The organism is Paenibacillus sp. RC73, from assembly GCF_044908085.1.
GTDB classification, from domain to species: Bacteria; Bacillota; Bacilli; order Paenibacillales; family Paenibacillaceae; genus Paenibacillus; species Paenibacillus terrae_A.
On the sequence record NZ_JBIYCV010000004.1, the window covers coordinates 342,952 to 357,725 of the forward strand.

A 14,774-nucleotide genomic window follows, 5' to 3' on the forward strand; every position below is an offset into this window, starting at 1 on the left:
TTACTCCTGATCTGCCTTTTGGTTTTAAGTGTATATCGTATTCGTTGAATGAATTATTATTGCGTTTTTAAGTCTTCAATAGAATCAATGGGTACGTAGGATGGAACTACGAGTCCGGACATAACGCCGGTCATGCTGGTTCCAATGTCGTCCACCTGATCCTTGTATTTTGCCCAGTAATCCGCATGCGTCAGTGGAAGCCAGGCAGCAGCGGTAGCATCCACACTCCCGCCTGCAACGCCTGTCCACATAGGGCCAATCTCTACCTGAAGGGCAGTCACTTTGTAACCCAAATTTTGCTCCAATACATATTTCAATACATTCGTGCTGGCAATTTCAGAATCCCAGGCAGCGTAGCTCAGCTTCAAAGGATCGCCATGGACAGGCTGCAAGCCCTTAATCCATTCCTGCACCTTATCTGGATGCTTATCGGCCCAGTTTTTGGCGGCCTGCTGTGGGGAGTTACCGTCCTGAATGGCGATCATCACTTCACCCATATCCTCGGCAGTCCACTTGAAGCGGCTCAGAAATTCATAAGCAACAGGTGCATCCTGTTTCAAGCCTTTGCGGGCAATTGTATGGATTTCTTCCTTATCACCATAAGCCTTCTTAGGGTCCTTCAAGTATTTTAAATCATACTTGTTAAACATCCAGTGAGGGGTCCAGCCTGTTACAACGATGGGCTGCTTGGCTTTGATCGCCTTATCCAGTGTAGCTGTCATAGCAGCCCCGGAGCTTTCAAGCAGCTTCCAGTCAGACAAGTTGTATTCCTTCATAGCTTTGGCAGTCAGCTTCATGAGACCGGCACCGGGGTCGGTACCAACAATACGGTATCCGACCTCCTTGCCAAAGTCCCCAGCAGCGGCAGAAGCCGGAGCGGCTCCATTGCCTTGCAAATCAGTAATAGATTTGACATTCATATAAGCTGGCACGACCAAGCCCGTTTTGACACCCGTCATATTAGCGCCCAGATCATCAAGCTTATCCTTGTATTTAGCCCAGTAATCCGCATGTGTCAGTGGCAGCCATGCAGCCGGAGAAGCATCCACATCACCACTGGCGACACCCGTCCACATTGGACCTGCTTCAACTTGCAACGCGGTTACTTTGTAGCCCAATTTGTTTTCCAAAATATATTTCAGCAAATTCGTGCTGGCAATTTCAGAATCCCAAGCCACATAACTGAGCTTGAAGGTGTCACCATTGACAGGTTGCAGTCCTTGGGTCCATTCCTGCACCTTATCGGCATGCTTCTCAGCCCAATCCTTGGCAGCTTGCTCAGGACTGGTTCCGCCTTGAATAGCAACCATCATTTCACCCATATCTTCCGGTGTCCATTTGAACCGTTTCAGAAACTCGTAAGCGATAGGGGCGTCCTGTTGCAGCCCTTTACGGGCAATCGTATGAATACCCTCGGCCTCGCCATAAGATTTTTTAGGGTCTTCCAAATATTTGAGATCATATTTGTTGAACATCCAGTGCGGCGTCCAACCTGTAATAATGATCGGTTTTTTCGCTTTTATGGCTTTGTCCAGTGTTGCAGTCATGGCTGCACCGGAACCTTCTACCAGCTTCCAGTCGGACAAATTGTAGTCTTTTAACGCCTTGGCAGTTGATTTCATAATCCCTGCCCCGGCATCAATTCCAATAATCTTGTAACCGACTTCTTCGCCAACCGGGTTGGCAGCAGCGTTTCCTTTGCCAGATGCAGAAGGATTCGATCCAACAAAATATTGCGATGCGCCAGCGATCAGAATGACAGCCGTAACCGCAGAGGTAATCCATACCTTTTGTTTGGTAGATATGCGACTTTTACCTCTTTTCGCTGGTTTGAACAGGTTCTGCGTGAAACGGTCAAGCACGATAGCCAGAACAACGACAGCCAATCCGGCTTCAAAACCTTTACCAATTTGCAGCTGTGTCACGGCACGGTATACAACGGCACCGATACCTTCCGCACCGATCATGGAAGCAATAACGACCATAGACAGTGAGAGCATAATCGTCTGATTAATACCAGCCATCAAGGTTGGCATAGCCAGTGGAAGCTGTACTTTGAACAGCTTTTGCGCCGAGGTTGAACCGAATGCGTCAGAGGCTTCGACCAATTCACCCGACACTTGCATAATCCCCAAATTCGTCATTCGAATGGTTGGCGGGATTGCGAAAATAACAGATGCGATAACGCCTGGTACAACACCAAGGCTGAAAAAGGTAACCGCAGGGAGCAAGTAGACGAACGCGGGCATCGTCTGCATAAAATCAAGCAAAGGCGTAATAATGCGTGACGCCGTTTTGCTGTATGCACACCAGATCCCGATCGGAATCCCGATGACAATGGATACGAGTGCGGATGTGATGACCAGTCCGAGCGTATTCATCGTTTCGTTCCAATAGCCGAGATTGTCAATTAGCAGGAAGCCGATGACGGTAAACAGCGTAAGCTGAACCCGACCGATCATAAACGCGATAATCCCGATGATCACGATGAACACCAGAGGGTGCGGAAGCATGAACAGGCCGGAGAAAAAGCCTACAACAGCTTCAATAACAGAAGAGATAACATTAAACAATCCAGCCAGATGAATACCCATCCAGTCTACAATGCTTTGAATCCACTCAGCGATTGGCAGTTTCGGAATCAAGGGCATTCACCTCCTTCGTGGTGGTTACATCTCCGCCAAGTGCGCCCAGCAAAGCTCCACGGACGATAACACCCAACAGCTTCTGTTTGTCATCGACCACAGCCAGAGGGACCTTGGACGAGCTTGTAATTTCGAACAAATCATTAATGACCGTTTCCGCAGCAACTTTCGGTCCGTCCGTCATGAGAATATCTTCAATCTTCAAATTATTGCGCAGTGCATGGACAGCATCTTCAGCATTGATAACGCCCAACAGCTTCTTGGTACGGTCAATGACGAACAGATTGGAAATCCCGCGTTCGCGCATCAATTCCAGAGCAACACGTGGACCGCGATCCATTGTGATCGTTTCTGGACGAAGCATAACATGAGCAGCCGTCAATACTTTGGACAGATCCACATCCTCGACGAAGCGGGCTACATAAGAGTTAGCCGGTTGGATCATAATTTCTTCCGGTGTACCGATCTGCACGACCGATCCGTCCCGCATCAATGCAATCCGGTCACCGATCCGTAGCGCTTCATCCAGGTCATGGGTGATAAACACAATCGTTTTCTTCATTTTATCTTGAAGCTCCAGCAGCTCATCCTGCATGTCACGGCGAATGAGGGGGTCCAGTGCGCTGAATGCTTCATCCATCAGAAGCACTTCAGGGTCATTAGCCAACGCCCGTGCCAGACCGACACGTTGCTGCATACCGCCACTCAGTTCATCGGGCATTTTATCGCCCCAGTTTTTAAGACCAACCAGTTCCAGCGCTTGCTGTGCTTTTTCCTGGCGTTTCGTTTTTTCTACCTTTTGTATTTCAAGGCCGTATTCTACATTTTCCAATACAGTCCGATGTGGGAACAGGGCGAATTTTTGAAAAACCATACTAATGGTTTTACGGCGAACTTCGCGGAGTTGTTCTTTGTTCATCTTACGGAGATCCTTGCCGTGGACCAGAATTTCACCGGAGGTAGGCTCAATCAAGCGATTTAGCATTCGCACTAAAGTGGACTTGCCACTGCCCGAAAGACCCATAATAACGAAAATTTCACCTTGCTTAATTTCCATGTTGGCCTTGTTGACACCAACGGTAATTTGTTTTTCTTTGGCCAGCCTTTCCTTGCCCCAGCCTTGCTCCAGGAGCGGAACACCTTGCTCTGCGTGAGGACCAAAGAGTTTGCTGACATTTTTGACTTCCAAAATCGTCATACATACACCTCTTCTTTCTATACTTTGCTTGGTATTAACCCCGTGTTGCATTAAGGATCGAGTATAAAAATCAATATTTTGAACATCCTGAACGGTTAATGACAAAATTAATTGTAACAGAAGCATTGCTTACTTTTCAAACAAAAAAACTGTTCATAAAGTACGTACAGAAAAAACTGTACAAAGTTTCCTGCCATATGCTCCTTCGTTCTTTAGAATGCTCAAACATCCGGAACTTTACAACCGATAGCTCTTTTTTTAAAATAGACAATGAAATATAACCATAAGCAAAAGATTTATGTATATCCATAATTTAAAAAGTTTACTATCATTAGCAATTTTGCGAATTGTGATTTTGAACGACCCATGCTGTTGTAATATAGACAAAAGCTTTGTTTTTGAAACATTTCATTTTTAATTGAAAGATTTCATGTGTTGCGTCAAAGCCAATCGATTACGGGTGAAAGTCGTTCATACGATCTTAGGCAAAATGCTCTAAAATTAGGAGGTTGCAAGCATGAGCTTGTACCAGTTAGGTGATGAGCAGCAGGCTTCGCTGCAAAAAATTCGCAAACGTGTCATAGAAGCTATAGGTAAAAATATGGACTTGTATGGGATCACCCTGTCTGCGGGGCATTTGTACGGTTTGCTTTTTTTTGCGGATAAACCGATGACACTGGACGAAATGGGTCGTGAAATGGAAATGAGCAAAACGAGCATGAGTACCGGTGTCCGAACATTGCTGGATTTGAAAATGGTCAACAAGGTGTGGAGCAAAGGCTCACGCAAGGATTTGTATGAAGTCGAATATGACTGGCATCAAACGTTCACAGACTTCTTTGCAATTAAATGGAGAAAAGCGGTTGAAACGAATTTGCTGGTGCTGCGCAAGGCCATTGAGGAGCTGGACAGATTGCTGGAGCGGGATGGGGAATATGAGGAATTTAAGGCTGTTCTCCAGCAGGATCGTTTGAAAATGAAGCAGGCTGTTGCCTATTACAAGTGGCTGGACCGACTGATTGATTCGATGGAGAGCGAAGAAATATACAAGCTGATTCCGAAGGAAGAGGTTCGTGATTAATCGTTTATCCTCTTTTCTTTCCATAAAAATGCCGGAGCGTAAAAAGCGTTCCCGGCGTTTTTTTGTGTTTGGCTTTGTTAATTTTGGATTAGCTTTGTTCGATTTTGGTTTGGCCCTGTGCAAAGGGTATAATAGAGTTAAAGGAGGCTTCATTATGGAGAGTATTACAGTACATACCCGCCTGGGTCAGCTTCGTGGGGAAACGGTGAATGGATATCGTGTATGGAAAGGGATCCCATATGCACAGCCTCCTGTGGGAGAACTGCGTTTTCACGCGCCTCAGCCTTTGAAGCCTTGGGAAGAGGTACGAGATGCGACGCGCTTTGGGCCGATCTGTCCGCAGCCTATGCCATCTGCTGAGAGTATGACCGGGAATCTGGTGGAACCGCCTGAGCAGTCGGAGGACTGCTTGTACCTGAACGTCTGGACGCCTGCTTCGGAGGCACCTGCGAAGGGACGTCCGGTGATGGTGTGGATTCACGGCGGAGCTTTTGTAACAGGATCGGGAATTATTCCATTATATGACGGGGCACGGATGGCGGAAAATGGCGATGTTGTCGTCGTTACGCTCAATTATCGGCTCGGGCCGTTGGGCTTTTTGCACCTGACTCCACGGGGAGACGGACTGACCTCTAATGCGGGGCTGCTGGATCAGATTGCTGCGCTGGAATGGGTCAGGGACCATATTGCCGCATTTGGCGGTAACCCGGACGAGGTGACGGTGTTCGGTGAATCGGCGGGCGCCATGAGCATTGCCGCGTTGTTGGCCATGCCAGCCGCTGAGGGCCTGTTCCGACGTGCTATTTTACAGAGCGGAGCATCGCAGGTGCTGCCGACTTCACAGGCGGAGCAAGTCACGGCTGCATATCTCCAGCAGTTGGGGGTGGACACCCTGCATCCGGAACGATTGTTTACGCTACCGACGGAGGCGCTCATGTTTGCCATGGCCAAGACGCATGAAATGATGGGTCCGGGACTGGCAATGCTCTATCAACCCGTTGTGGATGGTGTGACCTTGCCTGACGTACCCCTTTCTGCGATAGCAAAAGGATCAGCAAAGCGGGTATCCGTTATGATCGGAACAAATTTGCAGGAGGGTGCTTACTTTATTCGCAAGGAATCCCATCTGATGAACAAGTCGACGGCGAGTCAGGCATTGGAAATGATGACGGGCATGTCAGATGTTGGCGATTTGACGGAACCTTTCCCTGTTACGATTGAGGGGCAAGCGCAGATGCTGACCGATCTGTTCTTCTGGCGGCCTGCGCTGGCTCTAGCGGTTGCCCAAGCGGTTCATGCCCCGGTGTGGATGTACCGTTTTGACTGGACACTGCCGGGGCATCCTGTATTCGGACAAGCGGTTCACGGCGCGGAAATTGCGTTTGTTTTTGATAATCTGGAGCTGCTAGGCAAGCTTGGATTGGACGTTCATCCGCCTATGAGGACGCTGGCTTACGATATGCAGCAGGCATGGGTTGCTTTTGCACGTGACGGAAAGCCTGTGCTGCCGGAAGGGGAATGGCCGGTATATGACAGGGAATCGCGGGCTACGACCATTTTTCATCAAGGTATCTCGGTGCAGCATGACCCGGAAGGGGAAAGACGCCGCCAGTTGACCGGACAGATGAGTATTTGATCCAAGTATTGAGATATCGTCTAATGCCCTAACATCACAAAAGCCTTCGCCCGTATTTTTGTATACGGGCGAAGGCTTTTTTAGGTTGAACAGGTGCAGATGTATTACAGGAACTAAATCTTGAATCGCTTCACCAGCTCTTGCAAATCCTGCGCCATATTGGACAGCTCCTGAGAGGAAGAAGCGATTTCTTCCATCGCCGCCATTTGCTCCTGAACGGCTGCGGAAGTCGTCTGTGAGCTATCCGCCGAATTGCGGGACAGGCTTGCCAGATGGGTAACAGTAGCCGAAACTTCCTCTGTGCTGGCCGAAATTTGTTCAGCGGCTGCGGATACGCTTTGAATCTGTTCCACAATATGAGATGTGGAGCGCTCAATATTCGTGAAAGCACCTTCTGCATCTTGGCTAATACGCAGTCCCTCGCCCACCTGGTTACGAACATTACCGTTCATCGTAGCTGTGGAGCGCTGGATCAGATCCAGCATCTGTGTAATGATCTGGCTGATGGAATCCGCGCTTTCCTTGGATTGCTCCGACAGCTTGCGAACCTCCACGGCTACCACGGCGAATCCACGCCCGGCTTCGCCTGCTCTGGAGGCTTCAATTGACGCGTTCAGCGACAACAGGTTGGTCTGCTTGGCAATGGCAGCAATTGCGCTATTCATCTGCTTCGCATCGTCAGAGAGCTGTGACAGCTCATCCATCAGGCTGGCGGTTTGGGTCACAGCTTCCAAAATACGGTCCATCTGTGTGCGTACGCTTCCGATCATTTGGCTGCCTTTGGCTACGTCATGCTCAGTCTGTCCTGCTGAATCTACGATGGAGCTTGCCGATTCCGCAATGGTGCTGACACCCTTGGCCATTTCCTCAACGGCATTGGCCGTTTGCTCGGATGCCTCTGCACTGGTGGTCGCATTTTCTGCGGATTCCATAACCGTTTCCGCTACATGCTGCACGGATTCCGTCGTTTGCTCCGTGCTTTCCTTGATCATCAGGGAGGAGGACGCGAGTCGGGACGACGTTTGGTTGACCTCGGAAACCATCGTATGCAGTGCATGTGTCATCTGGTCAAAATTTTGCGCCAGCTCGCTGAATTCATCCTTGCCGGACAGATTGACCCGTGCGGTGAGATTGCCGTCACGGACGCTGCGGGTTCCATTTTGCAGCTTGCCCAGTGGAATCAGGAACGAGCGAATCATCAGGATAATAACAATAGCAGCAGCCAGCACGGATATAGCGATAACGATCAGGCTTTGTTTCAAAATGGGAGCTACCGAATCGCTAAAATCCTCCTGATCTGCCAAGGCGATGATGTTCCATCCCGTGAGAGGATCAACGAGTGTAAATGATTGCATATCTCTGTTCATAAATCGAATTTCTTTCGTTGCAGATGATGATTGGGTTTCCCCTTCATTTAACTTGGTAATAACGGGTAGTCCCTCAATGGAGTCTGCCGGTTTTTTCCCCGTATTCTTAAAGGCAGCTCCAGCACCCGCTACAACTGTACTGTTCGCATCAACCACAAACAGTCCGCCACGATTGCCGATCGTAACATCCTTCAAGCTTTGGCTTAGTCTATCCAGACTCAAGTTCATTGCTATAGCTCCTTGACCATCTGGTAAGTTTCTGGACAACGTGACCACTAAATTACCCGAGGAAGCACTGACTGACGGAGCACTAATGAATGTTTCATCGTTTAACTTCATCGCATTTGAATACCATGTTTTTTCACGGGGATCATAATCCGTTGATTCTTTCTTTGGTGAACGGACATATTCTCCTTTTGTATTACCGAGAAGTACCCCATCCAGCTCGGGATGAGCTTTCAGGATCACATCAAATTTAGCCTGAATTTCTTCTTCCTTGGAGTTCAGGGTATTGGATTGAACCTCAGTAGCTAATACATTTAAATCTTTTATTAAAGGTGATACATATTGATTAATGTTGCTGCGAAATAAAAACAGGTTGAAATCAATCGAGCTACCCATTTGCTGGCGAAGCTGTGTTTCGGCACTCTGATAGGAAAAGTACCCAATCAATATGCTGGGAATCAATAAGACAGCCAAAAAAGCTACAATTAATCTTGTTTTCATTAAATAAAACTGTCTGAGAAACCTGGTCCACCATGGCACTGTTTGTTTTGCTTTATTAGTCATAGTTCTTACTCCTCTGTGTCTGATAATTACTACATTGTTTTATTCGACAGAAACCGATGAATTTTATAGATGTAATCTATGGGAAAAGATAAATAGGTGCTTGTTTTGCACGTTTTTATCTAAAAATAGTTCTAAAGTATCATGTTATATATTAATACTTATACATAAAAAGCCAAATCGGAGATGCAAAAGCATCTTCTCGATTTGGCTTGGGTGAGGGATAAAATGGACATTGAACCTATTAGTTTTTTTGCTGACGAGAAATCATAAAGAGCGTAATCCAGATAAGCATAAAGCCAGTCAATTGCGCTACCGTAACGATCTGCTGGAAAGCGATCCAGTTAATTACAACACCGACCATCGGGAAGCTTAGTTCTGCCATCGTGGCATAAGACGCCTTGGTCGTACTGAGGCCCTTGTAATACAGTAACAGACTGAGAAGACCGGGGAGCAGCGCCTGCAACAACAGATTGATAATCACGGCTGCGCCCGCCCATGTGCCAGCAGGCATATTCCAGGGTGCATGCTCCACAGAGGTGAGAACGATCAGCAGAGGGAGAGCCACCATGAAGCGCAGGGAGGTCACCGTCTCATATTTCATCGAACGAAGCAAGTAGCTTCCCATCACTGTCGAACCGCCCCACAGGACCGCTGCTCCTAGTGCAAGCAGGCTGCCGACGTGGACGAAATCATTAACATGTCCAAAAGGGAGCGACCAGCCGAAGGTAAGAAGATACGTCCCAAACAGAGCCACGACAATTAATATTCCAAAATTACGCGGCAGCATTTCCTTCAATATAACGCGGGCCAGAATAATAGCGACCAACGGCTGAAGCTTTTGGAGCAGCAGCACAGCGTTAAGATCACCGTTGCTAAGTGCCATCGTGAAAATCACGCTGGCCAGAGCAGAACCGCCCCACGAGACGAACAAGATAGCCAAAATCTGACGAAGCCGTACCGCTTTAAGCTCCTCGCGATGCTTCCACAGCACTGGTGCCAGGGCGATAAAGAGCAGCACATGCTCCATCAGCACAATTTGTGTAGAGGTAAATGATTTGAGCAAAATAATGCGAAACAGCGGGTCCGCGCCCCACAAGGCCGCTCCAATCGCGACTAGCCAAAAACCGCTTTTCATGTGGGAGCTACGATCAAAACCTTTGGATGTTAGTACAGTTGATGATTGACTCATACTCAATTAGCTCCTTGCGAATACAGGACCGGTGGCATAAAAACCCCCGTCCATGGCGATAGGCCATGCAAGACGGGGGTTGATCAAATAAACTTGCCGCTTTATGCAAGTTAAGAAGTTGCTGCAAAACCAAGAATGCAGCATTCATCCACTTGACGGCATGTTCATGCTTCGATCTTCTTCCATCCGGACTTTACCGTCGGCTTTGGCATCTCACCAAATCAGTCCGTATCTTGTTGCCAGATACAGAGTCGCGGGCTTAGCTCCATGAGCCATACCGCCGGTTGGGAATCACACCCTACCCCGAAGATCCTTATTCCGTTTTTTAATTTCTCCTATAGGATATACCTGTTTTAGAATGAAGTCCAGTGAAAAATATGTGTACATCGAGCAAGGTTTTTCATATATTTCTTGAAAGCGTTTTACAAAATTACATATTACGAGGTAATATCGTTATACTCGATGCGGCGGATGGCCGCATAAGCTACGAGCATTCCCAGCACGGCAAAGCCGATCTGTACAAGTGCAATGGAGCTAAGCGTAGCGCCGTTATTATTCGAGAAAAGCAAGGCTACGATCAGGATCGAGCTCACAATGGTGGTAGGTATCGAGTATTTTCGCATCCCCATGTACAGCGGAACCAGCCCCATAAAGCTTGCTGCAACCGCATTGATCAGTGTCCGCACTGATTGCTGTCCCAGTATAGTGAGGCTAAGCTTATCCGGTACAATAACGACGAACTGATTTAATAGATGAAGGGCTGCCGTAATGATGATTTCCGATAAAATAATGGACAGGAACGTAAACAGCAACACGACCAAGAGTTTGGCGAACATCAGCTTTTTGCGGTCAATCGGGTACATGAACAAGATGTTAATCGACTTGGACTTAAATTCGCTCACAATAAAGCGGCACAGCAGGACGGAGGCAAAAATAATAAATGTGGCTCTGACCATATAGTCCAGGAGGTCCAAAAGCTCAGCGTACCCTGTAAATTCGGGCACTCCTTCACTTTGGCTGTCCAGCGCAATAATGATGAACAGGCCAAAAATACACGCGTTGGCGATCAACGCCGAACGGATATATCCCGCCAAATGAAACTTTTTCAGCTCCAGTTGCATCAGTTTAAGCATGGAGTTCACCTCCATGTAACAGCCGCACGAAGTAGTCTTCCAGTGTACTGTTTTTTTGGTGGATGGAATCCACCTCTACATCATTTAAAATGAGTGTTTTCGTAATTTGTTTCTGCGGTACACTTGTATCGTAAATGCGTATATTCTGATCATTCAGCACCCGGATATTCGTCAGATTCAGGTGATGGGAGAGGACGTAGGCTGCTTTTTTGCAGTCATTGGTCGTAAATTCGATGTATTCCGTATTGGTTTCCCGCACCTGTTCCATCGACACTTCCTCAATCAGTCGACCGTGATTAATCACACCCACCGTATCGGCAATTTGCTCGATTTCCACTAAAATGTGGCTGGACACAAGGATCGTCATGCCATATTCCTTGCACAGCATGTGGAACAATTGGCGGATTTCCTTGATCCCCACCGGGTCCAATCCATTAATTGGTTCGTCCAGAATCAGCAGCTCCGGCTTGGTCGCAATCGCCCGGGCGATCCCGAGACGCTGCTTCATCCCCAGAGAGAAATCCTTTACCGGCTTGTCATCTGCGTTTCGCAGGTTCACCAGTTCCAGTGCATCCCGAACAGCCTGCTTGTTATAATAGCCCATGTATTCACAATGAAGTTCGAGATTTTGTCGGGCGGTCAGCCTGTCATAAAAAATCGGATATTCAATAATCGAGCCCATCCGGCCGAGCAGGTGGTACGACTTTGGCGTTAATTTTTCACCGAACAATTCAATCTCACCGGAGGTGGGCTTGAGCAGGTTCGTAATCATTTTCATAATCGTCGTCTTCCCCGCCCCATTAGGACCGAGAAAGCCATAAGTTTCCCCCTGGTGCACATTCATGCTGACCCCCGTTACAATTTCGTTGCCCTTCAGGGCTTTGGTCAGTTGATGCGTCCTTAATATGTAAGTCATGGGTGTTCTCCCTTCGTATACTGTTGATAATTTAAGCATAAAGGGTGAAATGTTCATTTTTCTTTCTCGATTCTTACAAATTTATTAAGTTGAGCATTCTGCATAATGCTGAGTTCGATTAATAGTTGATTTTTTTCAATGTAAAAGAGAAGACCGTCCGCTCATAAGGAATGCTGCTCAAATGAATCTCTCCGTTCATCGTCTCAACCAGACGTTTGGCAATCGTAAGACCCAGCCCGCTGCCCTGTATCGCCTTATTTCGGGAATCCTCAAGCGTGTACATACGTTCAAAAACCTTGTCCTGCTCAGGCTCCTGTATGCCTTGCCCCCGATCCCATACCTCTATACGCACCGTGTCCTGCTGTTCCGTTAGAGTCAGTCCCAGTGTCCGACCATCGGCACCGTAGCGAATCGCATTCGAGATCAGATTGTTCAGCACCCGCCCAAACGCTCCTTCGTTCCCCAAGGCATGAATGGGGTGCTCCGGGATATCAATATGCACAGCAAACCCCTGCGCGGTCAGCAGATCATAAAACTCCAAAATGCTGCGTCTGCACAGCTCTCCCACCTCTAGCCGGGTCAACGGAATGTCCGTATCATTAGCCTCCAGCTTCGCCAAGCTAAAAAAGCTTCCGATCAGCTTAATCGCTTCGCTTGTCTTCTGATGAATCCTGGATAGCAGCTTTGCACGTTCTTCCGGCAAAATATGCGGATCGGCATCCAGCATCTCGGCATATCCGAGTACCACCGTCAGCGGGGTCTTGAGGTCATGAGAAATGTTTGAAATCATTTTACGCATGGCGATTTGGCTTCGGTTGTAATCCACAGACACTCTCAAATTCAAGTCCAGCAGACGGTTAATTTCCGTCATGAGCCTTTGCAGCTCGGGATCGCCTGTGACATATAACAGCTTTTCCGCATGATTAACGGTTACAATCCGTTCCAGTGCGTTTCGGATATCCTTTATTTTGCGCTTTTGGGCCACACGCTCCCGCCAGAGCCATACAATAACGACGGACAGGATGAGGACGACGATCCATTCAGAAATGATCTCGATGTTCATATCACCCGTTCTCCCATTTGTAGCCAATGCCCCATAAGGTCTTAATATGAACAGGGTGGGAGGGGTCTTTTTCGATTTTCTCACGCAAGCGGCGAATATGGACGTTAATCACATTTTCGTCACCCATATAATCCTCTTTCCAGATAAACCCGTATAATTGCGCTTTAGTAAATACACGGTTCGGATGGGTGACAAATAGCTTGAGAATATCAGATTCCTTAGCTGTTAACTGAATTTGGATTCCGTTGCGGGTGACCATAAAATGATCAAAATCAATGCGCAGATTTCCGTAGGTCAGGACCTGTGCTTTCGGCTGTTCCTCCTGCTGTTGCTGCCGCGCATAGATAGTGAATCTGCGGATAGCGGACTGAATGCGTGCCGTCATTTCTACCATCGAAAAAGGCTTGGCGATATAATCGTCTGCCCCGAAGCCCAGTCCAAGCGCTTTATCCACGTCGCTGTCCTTGGCTGACATAATCAGAATCGGCACAGCGCTGTGGGTACGGATTCGACGGATGACCTCCATACCATCCACCTTGGGCATCATCAGATCCACCAATACCAGATCGTAGGTGTGACGTTCAAAGGCAAGAAGCCCTTCTTCCCCGTCATAGGCGGTGGTTAATGTGTAGCCTTCTTTACTGAGCGCTTTGAGCAGCATCTCGGCAATGGCTGTATCATCTTCAATGAGTAAAATATGTTGTGACATAGGTGTGGAACACCCCTAATTTTAGATTAAGCTCGTGTGACGAACTGTACCTGAATTATATAGAGCAGTGGAGAGGATTTCCATGAAAATATCCAACGAATTTAAACGGGCGAATATTCTCAACTTAAATGCACTGAAGTAGATTTTTTTTCTCCATCTCCAGCATAAGATGTAATCAAATTACTGGAAATTCACCGCCTTCCTATATTATACTGAAAGAGTTTACAATCCGAAGTTTGGAATACAGTGTTATGATATCCGGGACATGCCTTATACGAAAGTTTGGACATGATCGAAACATGAGCTACGGCACAGGACCGTCATAAAGGAGAGCAACGATGTTTGTCATACGGGGAACACAAAAGCTGCTGAAGGAATGGGATGTCGAACCACTTCAAGTTGATATTTATCCGCCTTTGAATAGTTGGCACGCCAACTTGTTTTTGCTGAATCGGAAAAAAAATATTGTGTTTATGCATGATGCATCCCGCTTGAGTGTTACACTGTTCGGAATCAAAAAGGCGCAGTACAAAAACCTGCCAACTCTTTTTGTCCAAGCCTTGAAGGAACTTATGCTCAGTGAGGGTTTTGATGAGCAAATTGTAGAGGCGTACACACAGGAAGGTGAGCAGATGCTGCCTGCTACAACCAATAATCGCAGTGTCGTCGGGACGCTGAATGAGATTATTTTCGTCATGAAGGAACTGGATATGGAGCATGGGATCGATCTGGAAAAAAACCAGTGGAATAACCGAATTGTCTTCAAATCGATACAATACCAGTATCCTATTGATGCTTTTAAAGAGGCCTTGGAGAAGCATTATAAACAAGAAAATGTTCGAGAGTCTTGAGATCAATTCGGAAATAAGTTCCATTTGTTCCCTCTTATGATATATAATCTAGTATATTATAATCGCTTACATATTAATGATCTGCTGTCCCAAGGCTATGGTCCTGCGACGAAGAAATCCCAAGCTGTCCTGATTTCTAAAGGATTTATTGCTGAAAATTATGCTGCCAACTTTGTCGGTTAGTTTCTGAGCTGGTC

Annotated in this window: 12 protein-coding genes and 1 riboswitch; of the genes, 4 read left to right on the forward strand and 8 right to left on the reverse strand. The window is 47.3% G+C overall.

The window, feature by feature from the left end:
- Window positions 1-56: 56 nt before the first annotated feature.
- Both ABH897_RS11620 and ABH897_RS11625 read right to left on the reverse strand, forming a co-directional pair.
- Window positions 57-2,645 carry a glycine betaine ABC transporter substrate-binding protein gene (locus ABH897_RS11620; RefSeq protein ID WP_404519861.1) on the reverse strand — a complete coding sequence of 863 codons (2,589 nt, stop codon included), beginning with the start codon at window positions 2,643-2,645 and terminating at the stop codon, window positions 57-59.
- The gene (locus tag ABH897_RS11625; RefSeq protein WP_404580780.1) at window positions 2,620-3,843 is read right to left on the reverse strand and encodes a quaternary amine ABC transporter ATP-binding protein; all 1,224 of its coding nucleotides are present in this window, start codon (window positions 3,841-3,843) and stop codon (window positions 2,620-2,622) included. The genes ABH897_RS11620 and ABH897_RS11625 overlap by 26 nt, the downstream gene beginning before the upstream one ends.
- Window positions 3,844-4,360: 517 nt before the next feature.
- Between ABH897_RS11625 and ABH897_RS11630 the strand changes: the two genes are divergently transcribed.
- Both ABH897_RS11630 and ABH897_RS11635 read left to right on the forward strand, forming a co-directional pair.
- Window positions 4,361-4,924, forward strand: coding sequence for a GbsR/MarR family transcriptional regulator (locus ABH897_RS11630; protein WP_134910742.1), 564 nt, complete (start codon window positions 4,361-4,363; stop codon window positions 4,922-4,924).
- A gap of 154 nt (window positions 4,925-5,078) precedes the next feature.
- Entirely contained in the window at window positions 5,079-6,560 is a 1,482-nt protein-coding gene (locus ABH897_RS11635) for a carboxylesterase/lipase family protein (protein ID WP_404592016.1), read from the forward strand.
- Window positions 6,561-6,673: 113 nt separating this feature from the next.
- Here the strand turns inward: ABH897_RS11635 and ABH897_RS11640 are convergent, their stop codons facing one another.
- The 6 genes from ABH897_RS11640 to ABH897_RS11665 form a co-directional block, all read right to left on the reverse strand.
- The gene (locus ABH897_RS11640) at window positions 6,674-8,716 is read right to left on the reverse strand and encodes a methyl-accepting chemotaxis protein (protein ID WP_283655041.1); all 2,043 of its coding nucleotides are present in this window, start codon (window positions 8,714-8,716) and stop codon (window positions 6,674-6,676) included.
- A 241-nt stretch (window positions 8,717-8,957) separates the two neighbouring features.
- Entirely contained in the window at window positions 8,958-9,905 is a 948-nt protein-coding gene (locus ABH897_RS11645) for a DMT family transporter (RefSeq protein ID WP_283655042.1), read from the reverse strand.
- 170 nt (window positions 9,906-10,075) lie between these two features.
- Window positions 10,076-10,220, reverse strand: a riboswitch (FMN riboswitch).
- A 122-nt stretch (window positions 10,221-10,342) separates the two neighbouring features.
- Complete coding sequence (locus tag ABH897_RS11650) at window positions 10,343-11,038, reverse strand: ABC transporter permease (RefSeq protein WP_404519865.1); 696 nt, start codon at window positions 11,036-11,038, stop codon at window positions 10,343-10,345.
- Window positions 11,031-11,954, reverse strand: a complete 924-nt coding sequence (locus tag ABH897_RS11655) for an ABC transporter ATP-binding protein (protein WP_404592018.1) — start codon at window positions 11,952-11,954, stop codon at window positions 11,031-11,033. The genes ABH897_RS11650 and ABH897_RS11655 overlap by 8 nt, the downstream gene beginning before the upstream one ends.
- Before the next feature lie 118 nt (window positions 11,955-12,072).
- Window positions 12,073-13,017 carry a sensor histidine kinase gene (locus ABH897_RS11660; protein ID WP_283655045.1) on the reverse strand — a complete coding sequence of 315 codons (945 nt, stop codon included), beginning with the start codon at window positions 13,015-13,017 and terminating at the stop codon, window positions 12,073-12,075.
- 1 nt (window position 13,018) lies between these two features.
- Window positions 13,019-13,726, reverse strand: a complete 708-nt coding sequence (locus ABH897_RS11665; RefSeq protein ID WP_404519867.1) for a response regulator transcription factor — start codon at window positions 13,724-13,726, stop codon at window positions 13,019-13,021.
- A gap of 338 nt (window positions 13,727-14,064) precedes the next feature.
- Between ABH897_RS11665 and ABH897_RS11670 the strand changes: the two genes are divergently transcribed.
- Both ABH897_RS11670 and ABH897_RS11675 read left to right on the forward strand, forming a co-directional pair.
- On the forward strand, window positions 14,065-14,577 hold the full coding sequence (locus ABH897_RS11670; RefSeq protein WP_283655047.1) for a DUF6933 domain-containing protein: 513 nt from the start codon (window positions 14,065-14,067) through the stop codon (window positions 14,575-14,577).
- Between the two features lie 36 nt (window positions 14,578-14,613).
- Window positions 14,614-14,760, forward strand: a complete 147-nt coding sequence (locus ABH897_RS11675) for a hypothetical protein (protein WP_404580782.1) — start codon at window positions 14,614-14,616, stop codon at window positions 14,758-14,760.
- Window positions 14,761-14,774: the final 14 nt, after the last annotated feature.

Excerpts from the sequence above, each read along its gene's own strand:
- ABH897_RS11670 (WP_283655047.1), top strand. The coding sequence starts at position 14,065 with ATGTTTGTCATACGGGGAACACAAAAGCTGCTGAAGGAATGGGATGTC.
- ABH897_RS11650 (WP_404519865.1), bottom strand. The coding sequence starts at position 11,038 with ATGCTTAAACTGATGCAACTGGAGCTGAAAAAGTTTCATTTGGCGGGA.
- ABH897_RS11640 (WP_283655041.1), bottom strand. The coding sequence starts at position 8,716 with ATGACTAATAAAGCAAAACAAACAGTGCCATGGTGGACCAGGTTTCTC.
- ABH897_RS11655 (WP_404592018.1), bottom strand. The coding sequence starts at position 11,954 with ATGACTTACATATTAAGGACGCATCAACTGACCAAAGCCCTGAAGGGC.
- ABH897_RS11625 (WP_404580780.1), bottom strand. The coding sequence starts at position 3,843 with ATGACGATTTTGGAAGTCAAAAATGTCAGCAAACTCTTTGGTCCTCAC.
- ABH897_RS11635 (WP_404592016.1), top strand. The coding sequence starts at position 5,079 with ATGGAGAGTATTACAGTACATACCCGCCTGGGTCAGCTTCGTGGGGAA.
- ABH897_RS11675 (WP_404580782.1), top strand. The coding sequence starts at position 14,614 with ATGATATATAATCTAGTATATTATAATCGCTTACATATTAATGATCTG.
- ABH897_RS11660 (WP_283655045.1), bottom strand. The coding sequence starts at position 13,017 with ATGAACATCGAGATCATTTCTGAATGGATCGTCGTCCTCATCCTGTCC.
- ABH897_RS11645 (WP_283655042.1), bottom strand. The coding sequence starts at position 9,905 with ATGAGTCAATCATCAACTGTACTAACATCCAAAGGTTTTGATCGTAGC.
- ABH897_RS11665 (WP_404519867.1), bottom strand. The coding sequence starts at position 13,726 with ATGTCACAACATATTTTACTCATTGAAGATGATACAGCCATTGCCGAG.
- ABH897_RS11630 (WP_134910742.1), top strand. The coding sequence starts at position 4,361 with ATGAGCTTGTACCAGTTAGGTGATGAGCAGCAGGCTTCGCTGCAAAAA.